We start from the raw sequence: 14,258 nt of genomic DNA on the forward strand, positions 1-14,258 counted from the left end.
TTCGGCCGGGAGAATCGACCACCGCGTCGCCTCAGCGGTACTGGTTCAGCCGCTTTTTGAGGCGCTTTGCGGCCTGTCCGGCGGCCTTGTCGAAGTCCTCGCCGCTGTCTTCGCCGGCGAAGATGATGCCGCGCGAGGAGTTCACGAGACCGACGCCGTCCGCGAGGCCGAACTCGACGGCGGCCTCGGCGTCGCCGCCCTGCGCCCCCACGCCGGGGACGAGAAACGGCAGGTCGGGCACCTGCTCGCGGAGCTGCTCCAGTTCGTCGGGGCCGGTCGCGCCGACGACGAGGCCGACGTTCCCGTGTTCGTTCCAGAGGTCGCAGAGCGCCGCGACGCGCTCGTAGAGGGGTTCGCCCGAGTCGAGTTCGAGCGACTGGAGGTCCGCGCCGCCGGGGTTCGAGGTGCGACAGAGGACGAACACCCCCTTGTCTTCCCGCGAGAGGAACGGCTGGATGGAGTCGCGGCCCATGTAGGGGTTGACGGTGATGGCGTCGGCGTCGTCGAGCAGGTCGGCGTACTTGCGGGTCGTGTTGCCGATGTCGGCGCGCTTGGCGTCCAAGAGGACCGGAACGCCCTTGCCGTGAGCGTAGGCGACGGTCTCGCGCAGGGAGCGCCAGCCGTCTTCGTCTTCGTAGAACGCCGCGTTCGGCTTGAACGCCGCGGCGTGCTCGTGAGTCGCGTCGATGATGCGGCGGTTGAACGCCCAGCGCGGCAGGTCCTTGTCGAGCAGGTGGTCGGGGATGCGGTCGATGTCGGCGTCGAGGCCGACCGAGACGACGCTGTCTGTCGCCTCGATGCGGTCGCGGAGGTCGTCGAAGAAGCCCATTGCCCGCGAGTGCGACGACCGACAGTAAGGGGTTTTCCCTTCGGCGTGGGCGGCGGGCCTCCCACGAATCGAGCGCGCTGGCCGCCCCACCCCGAACCCTCAGACGGGTCGCTCGACCGTCCAGAGGAGGCCCGCGCCGACGACGAGTACCCCGCCGAAGAGCGCGAGCGCGCCGGCCGGCGAGAGGGCGTCGGCGACGACCCCGCCGGCGAGTTCGAACGGGACGACAGCGAGCGAGTAGAGCATCCCGGCGGCCGAGAGGACGGTCGCGCGCCCGACCGAGTCCACCCGGTCGTTGACGTACTGGTTCCCGAGGACGGACGAGACGTTCGTGACGCCGCGGGCGACCGCGAACGCGGGGAAGGCCAGCGGCCCGAAAAGCGGGACCGACGCGTAAGCGACCGCGAGCACGAGCGGCGAGGCGAGGAACCACCGGCGGACGCCGACGCGGGATTCGACCCAGCCGGCGCGGAACGTCGCCGCGGCCGCGACGAGCGAGAACAGCGCGTAGGAGGCGCTGACGGCGGTGTTCGTCGCAGACGCGGGGACGCCGAGGTCGAGCGCCACGTCGCGGAGAATCGGCTGGTCGAAGATGTACACCATGTTGGCGACGCCGAACAGGAGCGCGAAGTAGGCGACGAAGCCGCGGAGCGGCGGGCGCGAGAGTTTCTCGCGGATGACCCGAAGCGCCGTCCGCGGCGTGAAGTCGCCGCCGTTGGCTCCGGTCTCGGGGACCGACAGCAGAATCGGGACGCCCAGCGCCGTCACCGCGGCGGTGGCGAAGAAGGGGACCGCGTAGTTCGTCGCGTCGGCGAGGAGGCCCCCGGCGAGGGTCGTCACCGCGCCGATTGCGAGGCCGACGCCGGTGGCGCGCCCGCGGACGGCGGCGAACTCGTGGGTCTCGTCGGTCTCGGCCAAGAGGTCGTAGAGCCACGCGTCGTCGCTGCCGGACCGGAACGTCTGGCCGACCGCCCACGCGCCGTAGACGACCGCGAGTTGGAGAAACGTCTCGGACAGCCCCATCGCCGCGGTCGAGACGGCGATGACGGCCGTGCCGAGGGCCATCGCGCTCCGGCGGCCCAGCCGGTCGCCGAGGTAGCCGGTCGGTATCTCGGCCGCGACGAGCGCGAGCCACCAGACGCTGTTGAGCGCGCCCACCTCAGCGAACGAGAGGTCCCGCGAGCGGACGAACAGAATCCAGATGGCCGTCGTAAAGGAGACGAACTCGGTCGTCTTGTAGGCGTAGTACTTCGCGACCGGGGAGCGCAGGCGGGCGGCGCGCCACGAAGTCATCGTTCCACCGTCTCGACACGAGCCAAAGAACGTGTGGATTCGACCGACGGCGGTGTCCGGGTCGATCGAAACGCCCGCCGCTCACCCGGTTCGGAAGGAGAAGTCGGCACTCGGCGCGCTGTGGGTGAGCCACCCCATCGACACCACGTCGACGCCGGTGTCGGCGTAGGCGGGGAGCGTCTCCAAGGTGATGCCGCCGCTGGCCTCCGAGATGACGCCTTCGGGGAGTCGGGAGACGCCCTCGCGGACCGCCTCGGGCGGGAGGTTGTCGAACAGGACGATATCGGCTCCGGCGGCCGCGGCGCGCTCGCCCATCTCGGGCGTCTCGACTTCGACTTCGAGTTTCGTCGCGAACGACTTGCGCGCGGCGAAGCGGCGGACCGCCGCCTCCAAGCCGAGTTCTGCGACGTGGTTGTCTTTGACCATCACCATCCCCGAGAGCGTGAGGCGGTGGGTGTCGCCGCCGCCGGCGACGACGGCGCGCTTTTCGACGCCGCGGAGGCCGGGGGTGGTCTTGCGGGTCGCGGCGACCCGAACCGAATCGGAAACCTCGCGGGCGGCGTCGACGGCCTCGCGGGTCGTGGTGGCGACGCCGGAGGCGTGGCCGACGACGTTGGCGGCGACGCGCTCGCCGCGGAGGACGTTCCGGGCGTCGCCCTCGACCCGCAAGACTTCGTCGCCCGATTCGACCGCGTCGCCGGCCGCGACCGCTTTCTCGGCCTCGACGCCGAGGTAGTCGAAGACGGCGACCGCGGCGTCGAGACCGGCGGCGATAGTCGGCTCTTTGGCCACGAGTCGCCCGATGGTGTCGCCGGGCACGTCGTTCGTCACGTCGCGGTGGCCGACGTCCTCGGCCAGCCAGCGCTCGACCGTCTCAGTCGTCAGCACTCGGCGTCACCCCCCGTCCGGCGTCGTCGCTTCCGTCGCTTCCGTCGCCCCCATCGCGTCCGTCGGGGTCGACGAGCGAGTGACAACCGGCCGACGGCGCGTCGGCGGCCGCACGGGCGACGAGGAGCGACGAGACGCAGGCGTTCCGGAGTTCGTAGACGGACCGCGAGACGCGGGTGCGGGCGTAGGCGTCGACCTCGCCTTTCAGGCGGCGGAGCCGCGCCCGCGCGGTGTCGAGGCCGTCGGGCGTGCGCTCGATGCCGACGAACTCGTCCATCGTCCGCCCGAGGCGGTCGAACTTCGCGTCCGCGAAGGCGTCGGGGAGCGCCGGGTCGGAGTCGCGCGGCGGCGCGTACTCGACGGTCTCGGCCTCGCCGCAACCCCGGTCGGCCGCCGTCTCGCCGGCGCGGACGCCCCAGACGAGCCCTTCGAGCAGGCTGGTCGAGGCGAGTCGGTTCGCGCCGTGGACGCCGGTGCGGGCGCACTCGCCGGCGGCGAACAGGCGGGACAGCGAGGTCCTGCCGCGGTCGTCGACGGCGACGCCGCCACAGAGGAAGTGTTCGCTCGGGGCGACTGGGATGCCGGCGCCGAGGTCGACGCCGCGGTCGTCGCAGAGCGCCGCGAGGTCGGGGAACTCCTCGCGGACGTCGAGGTCGGACACGTCGAGGACGACGCGGCCGGTTCGGTCGCGGGCGCGGGAGACGGCGCGGGCGACCACGTCTCGGGGGGCGAGTTCGGCGTCGTCGTGCACGTCGGGCATGAATCGGCGGCCGTCGGCGTCGCGCAGGATCGCGCCCTCGCCGCGAACGGCTTCGCTGACGAGGAACGGTCGCGCGTCGTCGTCGGCCCGTGGGTCAGTCCGGGGGTCGTACGCCGTCGGGTGGAACTGGACGTACTGCATGTCCGAGACGGTCGCGCCGGCGAGGGCGGCCATCGCCACGCCGTCGCCGGTCGCGCCCGCGGGGTTGGTCGAGCGGGCGTAACAGTCCCCGATGCCGCCGGTGGCGAGGACGGTCGCCCCGGCGAAGACGGGTTCGACCTCGCCGTCCGCGAGGACGGTCGCGCCGCGGACGGTCCCCTCCTCGGTCAGGAGGTCGAGCGCCATCGCATCCTCTACGATTCGCACGCCGTCGCGGGCCGAGAGGTGCTTCAGGAACGGCCGGAGGACGTGCGCGCCGGTGCTGGCGTCGACGTGGAGGATGCGGCGGCTGGAGTGGCCCGCCTCGCGGGCGAGGTCGAAGGAGTTGGTGTCGGTGTCGGCGGTGTCGTCAGCGCCCGGACCGTCGGCGCTGGCGTCGAACTCGACTTCGAGCGTGTCCAACAGCACGTCCTCGACGACGGCGCGGGACTCGGAGACGAGCGTCTCGACCGCCTCGGAGTCGGCGGTGCCGTCGCTCGCCCGGCGGATGTCGGCGGCGAACTCGTCGGGCGCGGACTGAGTGACGGCGATGCCACCCTGCGCCCAGTCGGACGCGGCGTCCTCGGGTTCGGTCGCCTTCGTGACGACGAGCACGTCGGCCCCCTCGCGGGCGGCGGCGAGCGCCGCGGCGCAGCCGGCGATGCCGGAGCCGACGACGAGCACGTCGGCCTTCATAGTTCGAGCATGCGGTCGAGCGCGACCGCGGCGAGTTCCTTCTCCTCGGGCGCGACCTCGACGACGTTGGGTTCGCGGCCCGCGGCGAGCTCTTCGAGCACCCACGTCAGGTAATTCGGGTCGACCTGTCGCATGGCGTTGCAGTCCATGCAGGCGTCGCCGCAGAGGGGCCGCACGTCGACCTCGGGGTGCCAGCGCGCGAGGTGTCGCGCGAGGTGGACCTCGGTGCCGATGGCCCACGTCTCGCCGGGGTCGGCGTTCGCGACGACGTCGCAGATGTGGCTGGTGGAGCCGACCTCGTCGGCGGCCGCGACGACGCTCGGGCGGCACTCGGGGTGGGCGACGACCTTCGCGCCGTCGGCCTGCGCTTCTTCGACGTGGTCGGCGCGGAAGCGCTCGTGGACCTGACAGTAGCCGTCCCAGAGGATGACTTCGGCGTCACCGAGCTCCGGGATATCGGGCTCCACCTCGTCGGCAGCACCCATCGACTCGGCCACGTCGCCGGCCCACGGGTCCCACTCGACCACCTCGTCAATGCCGAGGTCGTCGGCCGTGTTGCGCCCGAGGTGCTTGTCGGGCAGGAACAGCACGGCGTCGCCGCGCTCGAACGCCCACTCGAAGGCGTCGGCGGCGTTCGAGGAGGTGCAGATGAGCCCGCCGTGGGAGGCGCAAAAGGCCTTCAGGTCGGCGTAGGAGTTCATGTACGTCACGGGGACGATGTCCTTGCCGCCGGACTCCTCGACGAGCGTCTCCCACGCGGAGTCGACCTGCACGGCCTCGGCCATCCCGGCCATCGGACACGACGCCTCCATCGACGGGAGAACCACCGTCTGGTCGTCGTCGGTGATGATGTCCGCGCTCTCGGCCATGAACGTCACGCCGGCGAAGACGACGTACTCGGCGTCCGACTCGGCGGCGCGCTTCGAGAGCTCGTAGGAGTCGCCGACGAAGTCCGCGTGCTCGACGATTTCCCGGCGCTGGTAGTTGTGTCCGAGCACGATAACTCGGTCGCCCAATGCCTCGCGGGCGGCGGCGATTCGCCGGGAGCGGGCGGCCTCGTCGAGGTCGCGGTGGCTCTCCGGAAGCTGTTCGAGCGTGTCGTATTTGAACAGGCTGAGCTCCGACTCGAACCCGACCGACTGTAATTCAACCACGATTGGTCACCACGGTGGAAGTCCAATCATCGGCCCTTATTGAAAAATATTTTTCTTCAATACTCGCCACTCACGCGTATATATTCCCTACAATACTGATTCGCCGGTGGTAAACGCACCTGATGAGCCATTAGAATCTGAACACGGTCGTTACTCGTCAGAAGAATGATTTTATTCAAAAGTACGCCGCCGTCGGTGGCGATTACCCGTTCAATCTCGTTCGAAGACGACGCGACCGTCCACGACGGTCATCGAGACGGCGATATCGCGAATCGAATCGGCATCCCACGGCGACTCGTCGAGGACGACGAGGTCCGCGGCGGTGCCGGCTTCGACGGTTCCCAGTCGGTCCTCGTCGAAGCCGGCGTAGGCCGCGCCGGAGGTGTACGCCCGGAGCGCCTCGGTGACGGTGAGCGACTGGTCGGGGTTCGGGTGGTCGGTGGCGAGGTCCACGCCGAGAAGCGGTCCGAGCGGCATACAGTCGCTCCCGAACGCGAGGTCCACGCCGGCGTCGAGCAGGTCGCGGTAGCGGTTGGTCCGCAGGCGTCGCTCGCCGAGCCGGGCGTCGTAGAGGCCACCCCCGTCGGCCCACTTCAGGAAGTTCGGCTGGACCGAGGCGACGACGCCCAACTCGTCGAACCGCTCGATTGCCTCGTCGGACGCGAGTTCGACGTGTTCGACCCGGTGGCGGGCCGCGCCGGGGTCGTCGGTCGCCTCGTACGCGTCGAGCACCGCGTCGATGGCCGCGTCACCGATGGCGTGTGCGGTGAGCTGATACCCCGACTCGTCCGCGTCGGCGACGAGGTCGCGGAGGTCATCGGGGGCGACGACCCACTGGCCCGTCTCGTCGTCGGCCGCGTCGGGGTCGGCCGCGGCGTCGGCATAGGGGTCGGTGAGCTTCGCGGTCCGGCCGCCGAAGCTCCCGTCGGTGAACGTTTTTATCGCGCCGACGGTGACGAGGCCGCCGCGGCTCCCGCCCCCGTGGTTCGTCCGCAGGCCGACTTCGCGGAGCGCGTCGAGGTGGTCGGACCAGTAGTTGATGCGGACGCGGAGCGCCAGTTCGCCGGCCTCGTCGAGGTCGCGGTAGACCTCGGGCGCGCGGGAGCCGCGGACCATGTCGTGGACGCCGGTGACGCCGCGGGCGGTCGCGTACGCCTGCGCCGCGCGGACGAGGTCCGCCATCTCCTCGCGGCCCGGTTCGGTCGCCTCGCGGAGCACGTCGACCGCGCCCTCGACCACGACGCCGGTCGGCTCGGCGGCGGCGTCGCCATCTCCCGCGGGTTCGCCATCGCCGCTGTCTCCGGCAGTCTGCACGCCCGAGTCGGGCATCTCGTCGGCGTAGCGGTCGAGGACGACCGAGTTGACGCCGGCGGTGTGGAGGTCCTCGCGGAAGGCGACCACGGGGCGCGACTCGGAGACGGCGTCGAGGTCGTCGCGGGTGAGGTATCTGGAGTCGTCCCACGTGCTCTCGTCGTAGCCGTAGCCGAGCACCCAGTCGGCCCCGTCGTCAGGCTCGCCGTCGCCGGTCTCGTCGTCGGATTCGACCTCGGCGGCCCGCTCGCGGAGCAGTTCGACCGCCTCCGCCGGCGAGTCGGCGGCGGAGAGGTCGGCGTGAACGAGCGAGCGGCCGACCATCGGGAGGTGCGTGTGGGCGTCGACGAAGCCGGGGAGGACGACGCGGCCGCCGCAGTCGACGACCCGCGTCTCGACGCCGGCGAGCAGTTCCACGTCGAACGCGCGGCCGACGCGGACGACCTCGCCGTCGCGGACGGCGACGGCTTCGTGCGTCTCGTCGGGCGACCCGAGGGTGTGTACCTCCGCGTTCGTCAGTACGAGGTCCGCTGCCGCGGTCATACGTTCGACGCCGACGCGGGAGGGCAAAACGGTTCGGGAGGCTGCGGGGTGGCCGGGCGGCGGTCGGTCGTCGCGGGTGACGCCGGTCGGGTCGGTGGCGGCCGTTGGAAGAACCGGAACGCGTTAGGGCCGGCGCGGGAAACGTCGGGGTATGACAGACGCCGCGTCCCTCGCAGACCGCGTTCGGGAGGGCGACCTCCGCCTCCACGAACTCGAAGCGCACGCCGACGCCGACACCGCCGCCGAGGCGCGCCGACTGCTCGTCGAATCGCAGTCCGGCGCGTCGCTCGACGCGGTCGGGAACTACGGCTTCCCCGCGGAGGCCGCCGAGTCCGCCATCGAGAACATGGTCGGCGCGATTCAGGTGCCGATGGGCGTCGCCGGCCCCGTCAGCGTCGACGGCGGCTCCGTCTCCGGCGAGAAGTACCTCCCGCTCGCCACGACCGAGGGCGCGCTCCTCGCGTCGGTCAACCGCGGCTGCTCGGTCATCAACAGCGCCGACGGCGCGACCGCCCGCGTCCTCAAGTCCGGGATGACCCGCGCGCCGGTGTTCCGCGTCGCCGACGTGGCCGAGGCCGAGGCGCTCGTCTCGTGGACCCGCGACAACTTCGCGGCGCTGCAGGAAGCCGCCGAGGAGACGACGAACCACGGCGAACTCCTCGACGTGACGCCGTACGTCGTCGGCAACTCGGTGTACCTGCGGTTCCGCTACGACACCAAGGACGCGATGGGGATGAACATGGCAACCATCGCCACCGAGGCCGCCTGCGGCATCGTCGAAGCCGAGACGACCGCCTCGCTCGTCGCCCTCTCGGGCAACCTCTGTACCGACAAGAAGCCCGCCGCCATCAACGCCGTCGAGGGCCGCGGCCGGAGCGTCACCGCCGACGTTCGCATCCCGCGCGAGGTCGTCGAAGAACGCCTGCACACCACGCCCGAAGCGGTCGCGGAGCTCAACACCCGAAAGAACCTCGTCGGCTCCGCGAAGGCCGCGAGCCTCGGGTTCAACGCCCACGTCGCCAACGTCGTCGCCGCGATGTTCCTCGCCACCGGACAGGACGAGGCGCAGGTCGTCGAGGGCGCGAACGCCATCACGACCGCCGAGGTGCAGGACGGCGACCTCTACGTCTCGGTCTCCATCGCCTCCCTCGAAGTCGGCACCGTCGGCGGCGGCACGAAACTCCCGACCCAGTCCGAGGGCCTCGACGTCCTCGGCGTCAGCGGCGGCGGCGACCCCGCCGGCTCCAACGCCGACGCCCTCGCGGAATGCATCGCCGTCGGCTCGCTTGCGGGCGAACTCTCCCTTCTCTCTGCGCTCGCCTCGCGGCATCTCTCCAGCGCCCACGCCGAACTCGGCCGGTAACTCGACCGGTTTCAGTTTCGCCGGCACCGGACACAGCTGAACTGCGTTTCTCAGCGCGTTCCCGCACTATACCAGCGTATTCGCGTCTCTCCGTCCACTTCCACTTTCACTCCGCACCCGTGGCTCGCGTTTATTCCGTTTCCGCGGGAACGATGAAAACGCGTCCGTCGGGGAGCACCCGCGGGCGTGTCCACAACCCATCCCCTCCCATGCCCCTCTTCACACGCAGTACCGACCCCGAATCGCCCGACGAGTACGACGACGCGCGGCGGTTGGCGCTCGCGCTCAGACTGGTGAAGTTGGCCCTCGGCGTCGTCGCCTCCGCGCTGACGGTGGCGAAGCTCCTCGGCGCGCTCTGAGGCGAGCGTGCTCACCGAGTGTCTGTTCGCCCGCGCCGAATCTCAGACCAGTCGGTGTCGCCCCCGCGACTCCGACACCTCGCCGCGCCGCCGGAGTTTGTCGAGCAGGTCGCGGGCGCGGTCCTCGGGAACGCCCCGTTCGACCGCGGCCGCGACGATTTCCGCTTCGGTCGGCCGGTCGCCGTCCCGTATCGCCTCGCGGACGACCGTCAGGCGGTCGGGCGACCCCGACGACGAGTCTCGCCCCCGCGCGGCGGCCTCGCCCGCCTCGAACACCTCGTCGGCGTCGAGCCCCGAGCCTTCGAGGTACTCCCGGTCGTCGATGCCCGACTCCTCGACTCGCCGGTCGAGTTCCGAGACGTGTTCGACCTGTGCGAACGCCTCGCTGTCGCCGTGTTTCTTCGCCAACAGCGCCGACCGCGCCTGTCGCGCGGCGTCCCTGTCGTCGGACTCGAAGAAGCGCCGGAGCTTCTTCGTCTGGTGTCGCCTGCCGCACCGCGGACACGTCGCCGTCTTCGACCCGTCGGGGTCCGAAAGCAGCCACATGTTCGCGCAGTCCGTACACCCCACGACCGCGTACATACGTCGGTGTTCCGCGGCGGCGGATTTGAACGTTCGGGAGCACGAGCGACCGCGGACCCCGACGCGGTGCCGACCCCCGCGGAGTCTCCCCGGCGGCGTCTCCCCGGCGGATTTATCTTCGCTCCCCGTGGCGTGTCATCATGGACCGAGTTTCTGTCGACGACGCGCCGTCCGCCGAGGCGGCCGACAACGTGTTCCTCTCGCTCCTCGCGGGCGGCGAGGAGATGAACGTCCAACACTTCCGCATCGAACCCGGCGCGACGGTCCCGGTTCACGACCACCCCCACGAGCAGGTCGGCTACATCGTCGCCGGCGAACTGACGTTCCTCGTCGGCGACGACCGCGAGGAACTCGTCGTCGGCCCCGGTGATTCCTACTCGCTCGCGGGCGGCGAACCCCACGGCGCGGAGAACCGCGGCGACGAGACCGTCGTCGGCATCGACGTGTTCTCGCCGCCGCGGGCCAACCCGCCGTGGCTGGACTGAACCGAGCGCGAACCGCCACCCGGACTAAACTCTCCGTGCGGTGCGTTTCGGGGGTTTGGAGCCTCTCGAACGAGTGGCTTGGGTCGGCTCAGCCACGACGTGTAAGGAGAAAGCATTTATCAACCCCGTGTCATCACTCAGTAGACGGTAGTCCCTAACTATGCCCTCCCCACGCGTACTCTCATCATGGACAGCGTACGGCGCGCCGAACACCCCGGTCAGCACGTCGAGCAGCGGGCAACGATGAGCCACTCGAAGCTCGCGCGAGAGCCGTGGCTGTGGGCGTTCGTCGGCGTCTGGGCCGCGGTCGTCAGCGCGCTCCACTTCGGTGGGCTCGCGTACGACATCTACACGCGCATCTGGTGGTGGGACGTGCTCACCCACTCCCTTTCGGGCTTCGGCGTCGCGGGCGTGTTGTTCCTCGTGTTCCCGCAGACGTTCCGCGGCCCTCGCGCCCCGGCGGTCGTCGCGGCCACCCTCCTCGCCATCGGCGCGGGATTCGAAGTGTACGAGTACCTGTTCAAGGACTTCTGGTGGGGCTGGTCGATGGCCTACTACGCCGAAGACACCGCGATAGACCTCGTGGTCAACGTGGCCGGCGGCCTCGGCTTTTTCGCCTTCGTCGAAGGTATCTTCTGGTCGCGAGGGCAGGCGGACGCCCGCCGCGGCGACTCGCCGCCGCGCTCAACTCACGTCCGCTCGGACGGCGGCGAGTCGCCGGACGACGACCGCCGCTCGAACCGCTGACTCGACTGCGGTGCTCCCGTCGGCGGGGTTAATTTAACCCCAAACGTGTTGCTCCGTCGAGATAACGTACATATCGATGATGTCCTATCTCTCGTCTATGCGTCCGCTCGCAGGAGATACGGCACAGCACCCCGCCACCGCAGTCGACCCGCCCCGCCTACCGCCCCGTCTACCGACCCGCGCATGCTGAGACGAACCTTGAACGAGACGGTGTTGGCCGGCTGGGAAGAACGCCCCCGAGAGATGGCTGCCGTCGCCGTGTTCGGGAGCGTCGTCACCGTGACGCACTTCACGAGCATGGCGCTGTTTCTCTACACGCGCATCTGGTGGTGGGACATTCTCGTCCACGCCGCCTCCGGGTTCGGCGTCGCGGCGATTCTCTACGTCCTCAATCCCCGTCTGCTCCACTCGCGGCTCGCGCTCCTCGTCGTCCTCCCGATGGCCGTCGCCGCAATCGGGACGTGGTTCGAGGTGTACGAGCGGCTCTTCACCGGCTTTTGGGTCGAGTGGCCCCGCTCGGTCTACCTGGAAGACACGGCCGTCGATATCGTCGCCGACACCGCCGGCGCGGTCGTCTTCGGCGTCGTCAGACCGCTGTGGAACCGGATTCGTCGCTGGCGGGACCCGAATCGACTGTAGTCGGCGCGAAAAACTGCGGCGTCGGTGCCGCGAGAGAAGTGGTGTGTTCGCTTACGCGAGTTCCTGAATGTTCTCGACGACCTTGTCGGCGTACTCGCTCGTGGCGAGCTTGTTGCCGCCCTCGATCTGGCGTTCGAGGTCGTAGGTCACGTCGCCGTCCGAGATGGTCTTCTCGACGGCGTCGCGGATGAGCTTACCGGCGTCCTTCCAGCCCATGTACTCGAACATGAGACGGCCGGAGAGAATCATCGCGGTCGGGTTGACCTTGTCTTCGCCGGCGTACTTGGGCGCGGAGCCGTGGACGGGCTCTGCGAGACAGAGGCCCTCACCGAAGTTCGCACCGGGGGCGATGCCGAGGCCGCCAATCTGCGCGCCGGCGGCGTCGGACATGTAGTCGCCGTTGAGGTTCATCGTGGCGATGACGTCGTAGTCGGCGGTGCGGGTCAGGAGCTGCTGGAGCATGTTGTCCGCGATGCGGTCCTTGACGACGACCTTGTCCTCGGGCTTCTCGCCGTCGTACTCCTCCCAGAGCTCGTCTTCCGTGATGGTGACGTCTCCGAACTCCTCTGCTGCGAGTTCGTAGCCCCAGTCGCGGAACGCTCCCTCGGTGAACTTCATGATGTTACCCTTGTGGACGAGGGTCACGGAGTCGCGGTCGTTTTCGAGGGCGTACTCGATGGCCTCGCGGACGAGGCGCTTCGTCCCGAACTCGGTGATGGGCTTGATGCCGATGCCGACGGGGCCGTCGTGGATGACGTCGTCCGCGCCCATCTCCTCTTCGACGAACTCCTTGACCTGCTGGACCTCGTCGGTGCCGGCTTCCCACTCGATGCCGGCGTAGACGTCTTCGGTGTTCTCGCGGAACGTGACCATATCCATCGCCGAGGGGTTCTTCACGGGCGACGGGACGCCGTCGAGGTGGTAGGTCGGGCGGACGTTCGCGTACAGGTCGAGCTTCTTACGGAGCGCGACGTTGAGCGAGCGGAAGCCGGCGCCGACGGGCGTCGTGAGCGGGCCCTTGATTGCGACGCGGTGGTTGCGAATGGCGCTTACCGTGTCTTCCGGGAGATTCTCGTCGTACTTGTCGCGGGCGGACGAACCGGCGTAGACGCGCATCCAAGAGACAGAGCGGCCGGTCGCCTCGGCGGCGGCGTCGAGGACCTTCTGTGCGGCGGGGCCGACGTCCGTTCCGATTCCGTCGCCGTGGATGATCGGAATAATCGGATTGTCGGGGACGGAGAGCTCGCCCGTCTCCTCGTCGACCGTGATTTTCTCGCCGTCGTCCGGAACCTCAATCTGGTCGTAGCTCATGAACATTTTGGGTTTTCCAGTGCGGTGTAAAAGTCCTGCCGTTATCGACGGCGAACTGCAACTATCGCTCCGTTCGGCGGTCGATACGTTTACACCCGCGCTCGGGAGACACTCGCGTATGCGAATTATCCTTCACGGCGGGGCCGGCGGCATCCCCGGCGAACCGGAGCCCAGACAGGCCGTCTTGGACGACGCGGCCGACGCGGGCGCGAGCGAGTCCGACCCGCTTTCGGCGGTCGAGACCGCGGTCCGCGTCCTCGAATCGGACCGCCGGTTCAACGCCGGCGTCGGCGGCGCAGTCCAGTCCGACGGCGTCGTCCGCACCGACGCGGGCGTCATGCTGAGCGACCGACGCGCCGGCGCGGCCGCCGGCATGGAGGGCGTCGAACACGCCGTCTCCGTCGCGCGAGCGGTCCTCGAAGAGACGCCGCACGTCCTCCTGAGCGGTGAGCCGGCGGTCGAGTTCGCCGCCGACGCGGGCGTCGAGACCGGCGTCGACCTCTTCACCGACGAGACCCGCGAGCGCTGGGCGAACGCGGACGCGCCCGAGGGGTCGCCCGGCGAACACCTCGCGTGGCTGGCCGACCGATTCGGCGGTAGCACGAGCGACCCGACGGCCGAGGCGGGCGACGGTTATCTGCCGGCCCGCGAGGAGACCTCAGCAAGCAGTGACCGCTCGGCTCACGATGTTCGCCTTCCCGGCCACGACAATTCCGAGGAGACCTCGGCAAGCAGTGACCGCTCGGCTCACGATGTTCGCCTTCCCGGCCACGACACGGTCGGGGCGGTCGCCACCGACGGCGAGACGTTCGCCTCCGCGACCTCGACCGGCGGCCGCTGGTTCGCTCTCGCCGGTCGCGTCGGCGACGTGCCGCAAATCGGCTCGGGCTTCTACGCCTCCCCGGCCGGCGGCGCGTCGACCACGGGAGCGGGCGAAGACATCGCTCGCGTGACGCTCGCCCGCCGCGCCGTCGGCCACCTCGAACGCGGCTGCGACGCCCAGACCGCGGCCGACCTCGCCATCGCGGAGTTCGGTGAACTCACCGGGTCGTCGGCGGGCATCATCCTCCTCGACGACGAGGGCTTCGGCTCGGCGTACAACTCCGACGGAATGCAGACCAGCACCGCGTCGAACTGAGGTCGTCGCGGCCGACGGTGAC

14 protein-coding genes are annotated in these 14,258 nt (G+C 69.8%); 6 read left to right on the forward strand and 8 right to left on the reverse strand.

What is annotated here, in order from left to right; all coding sequences use genetic code 11:
* Positions 1 to 31: 31 nt before the first annotated feature.
* The 6 genes from pyrF to C458_RS11510 form a co-directional block, all read right to left on the reverse strand.
* Positions 32 to 829, reverse strand: a complete 798-nt coding sequence (pyrF, locus tag C458_RS11485; RefSeq protein WP_008575864.1) for an orotidine-5'-phosphate decarboxylase — start codon at positions 827 to 829, stop codon at positions 32 to 34.
* 99 nt (positions 830 to 928) lie between these two features.
* The gene (locus C458_RS11490) at positions 929 to 2,122 is read right to left on the reverse strand and encodes an MFS transporter (RefSeq protein ID WP_008575867.1); all 1,194 of its coding nucleotides are present in this window, start codon (positions 2,120 to 2,122) and stop codon (positions 929 to 931) included.
* A gap of 81 nt (positions 2,123 to 2,203) precedes the next feature.
* Positions 2,204 to 3,010, reverse strand: a complete 807-nt coding sequence (gene nadC, locus C458_RS11495; protein ID WP_008575869.1) for a carboxylating nicotinate-nucleotide diphosphorylase — start codon at positions 3,008 to 3,010, stop codon at positions 2,204 to 2,206.
* On the reverse strand, positions 2,997 to 4,604 hold the full coding sequence (locus C458_RS11500; RefSeq protein WP_008575871.1) for an L-aspartate oxidase: 1,608 nt from the start codon (positions 4,602 to 4,604) through the stop codon (positions 2,997 to 2,999). The genes nadC and C458_RS11500 overlap by 14 nt, the downstream gene beginning before the upstream one ends.
* Complete coding sequence (gene nadA, locus C458_RS11505; RefSeq protein ID WP_008575874.1) at positions 4,601 to 5,758, reverse strand: quinolinate synthase NadA; 1,158 nt, start codon at positions 5,756 to 5,758, stop codon at positions 4,601 to 4,603. Before nadA ends, C458_RS11500 begins: the two co-directional genes overlap by 4 nt.
* 210 nt (positions 5,759 to 5,968) lie before the next feature.
* Positions 5,969 to 7,612, reverse strand: coding sequence for an amidohydrolase (locus C458_RS11510; protein WP_008575875.1), 1,644 nt, complete (start codon positions 7,610 to 7,612; stop codon positions 5,969 to 5,971).
* 151 nt (positions 7,613 to 7,763) lie between these two features.
* Between C458_RS11510 and hmgA the strand changes: the two genes are divergently transcribed.
* Together hmgA and C458_RS18275 are read left to right on the forward strand one after the other, a co-directional pair.
* Positions 7,764 to 8,975, forward strand: coding sequence for a hydroxymethylglutaryl-CoA reductase (NADPH) (gene hmgA / locus C458_RS11515; protein ID WP_008575877.1), 1,212 nt, complete (start codon positions 7,764 to 7,766; stop codon positions 8,973 to 8,975).
* A gap of 209 nt (positions 8,976 to 9,184) precedes the next feature.
* Positions 9,185 to 9,334, forward strand: a complete 150-nt coding sequence (locus tag C458_RS18275; RefSeq protein WP_160162998.1) for a hypothetical protein — start codon at positions 9,185 to 9,187, stop codon at positions 9,332 to 9,334.
* A gap of 42 nt (positions 9,335 to 9,376) precedes the next feature.
* Here the strand turns inward: C458_RS18275 and C458_RS11520 are convergent, their stop codons facing one another.
* Positions 9,377 to 9,916, reverse strand: coding sequence for a DUF5817 domain-containing protein (locus tag C458_RS11520; RefSeq protein ID WP_008575879.1), 540 nt, complete (start codon positions 9,914 to 9,916; stop codon positions 9,377 to 9,379).
* A 140-nt stretch (positions 9,917 to 10,056) separates the two neighbouring features.
* Between C458_RS11520 and C458_RS11525 the strand changes: the two genes are divergently transcribed.
* The 3 genes from C458_RS11525 to C458_RS11535 all read left to right on the forward strand — a co-directional run bounded on the left by C458_RS11525 (position 10,057) and on the right by C458_RS11535 (position 11,787).
* Positions 10,057 to 10,401 carry a cupin domain-containing protein gene (locus C458_RS11525; protein ID WP_008575881.1) on the forward strand — a complete coding sequence of 115 codons (345 nt, stop codon included), beginning with the start codon at positions 10,057 to 10,059 and terminating at the stop codon, positions 10,399 to 10,401.
* 243 nt (positions 10,402 to 10,644) lie between these two features.
* Positions 10,645 to 11,148, forward strand: coding sequence for a hypothetical protein (locus C458_RS11530; RefSeq protein WP_008575884.1), 504 nt, complete (start codon positions 10,645 to 10,647; stop codon positions 11,146 to 11,148).
* 183 nt (positions 11,149 to 11,331) lie between these two features.
* Positions 11,332 to 11,787 carry a hypothetical protein gene (locus C458_RS11535; RefSeq protein WP_008575886.1) on the forward strand — a complete coding sequence of 152 codons (456 nt, stop codon included), beginning with the start codon at positions 11,332 to 11,334 and terminating at the stop codon, positions 11,785 to 11,787.
* Between the two features lie 51 nt (positions 11,788 to 11,838).
* Here C458_RS11535 and icd read toward each other — a convergent pair whose 3' ends face one another.
* Positions 11,839 to 13,098, reverse strand: a complete 1,260-nt coding sequence (gene icd, locus C458_RS11540) for an isocitrate dehydrogenase (NADP(+)) (RefSeq protein ID WP_008575888.1) — start codon at positions 13,096 to 13,098, stop codon at positions 11,839 to 11,841.
* Between the two features lie 118 nt (positions 13,099 to 13,216).
* Here icd and C458_RS11545 point away from each other — a divergent pair, with 118 nt between their 5' ends.
* On the forward strand, positions 13,217 to 14,236 hold the full coding sequence (locus C458_RS11545) for an isoaspartyl peptidase/L-asparaginase (RefSeq protein ID WP_008575890.1): 1,020 nt from the start codon (positions 13,217 to 13,219) through the stop codon (positions 14,234 to 14,236).
* Positions 14,237 to 14,258 lie beyond the last annotated feature (22 nt).

Origin of the sequence: Haloferax sp. ATCC BAA-644 (assembly GCF_000336975.1) — an archaeon.
In the GTDB taxonomy this organism is placed as follows: Archaea; Halobacteriota; Halobacteria; order Halobacteriales; family Haloferacaceae; genus Haloferax; species Haloferax volcanii.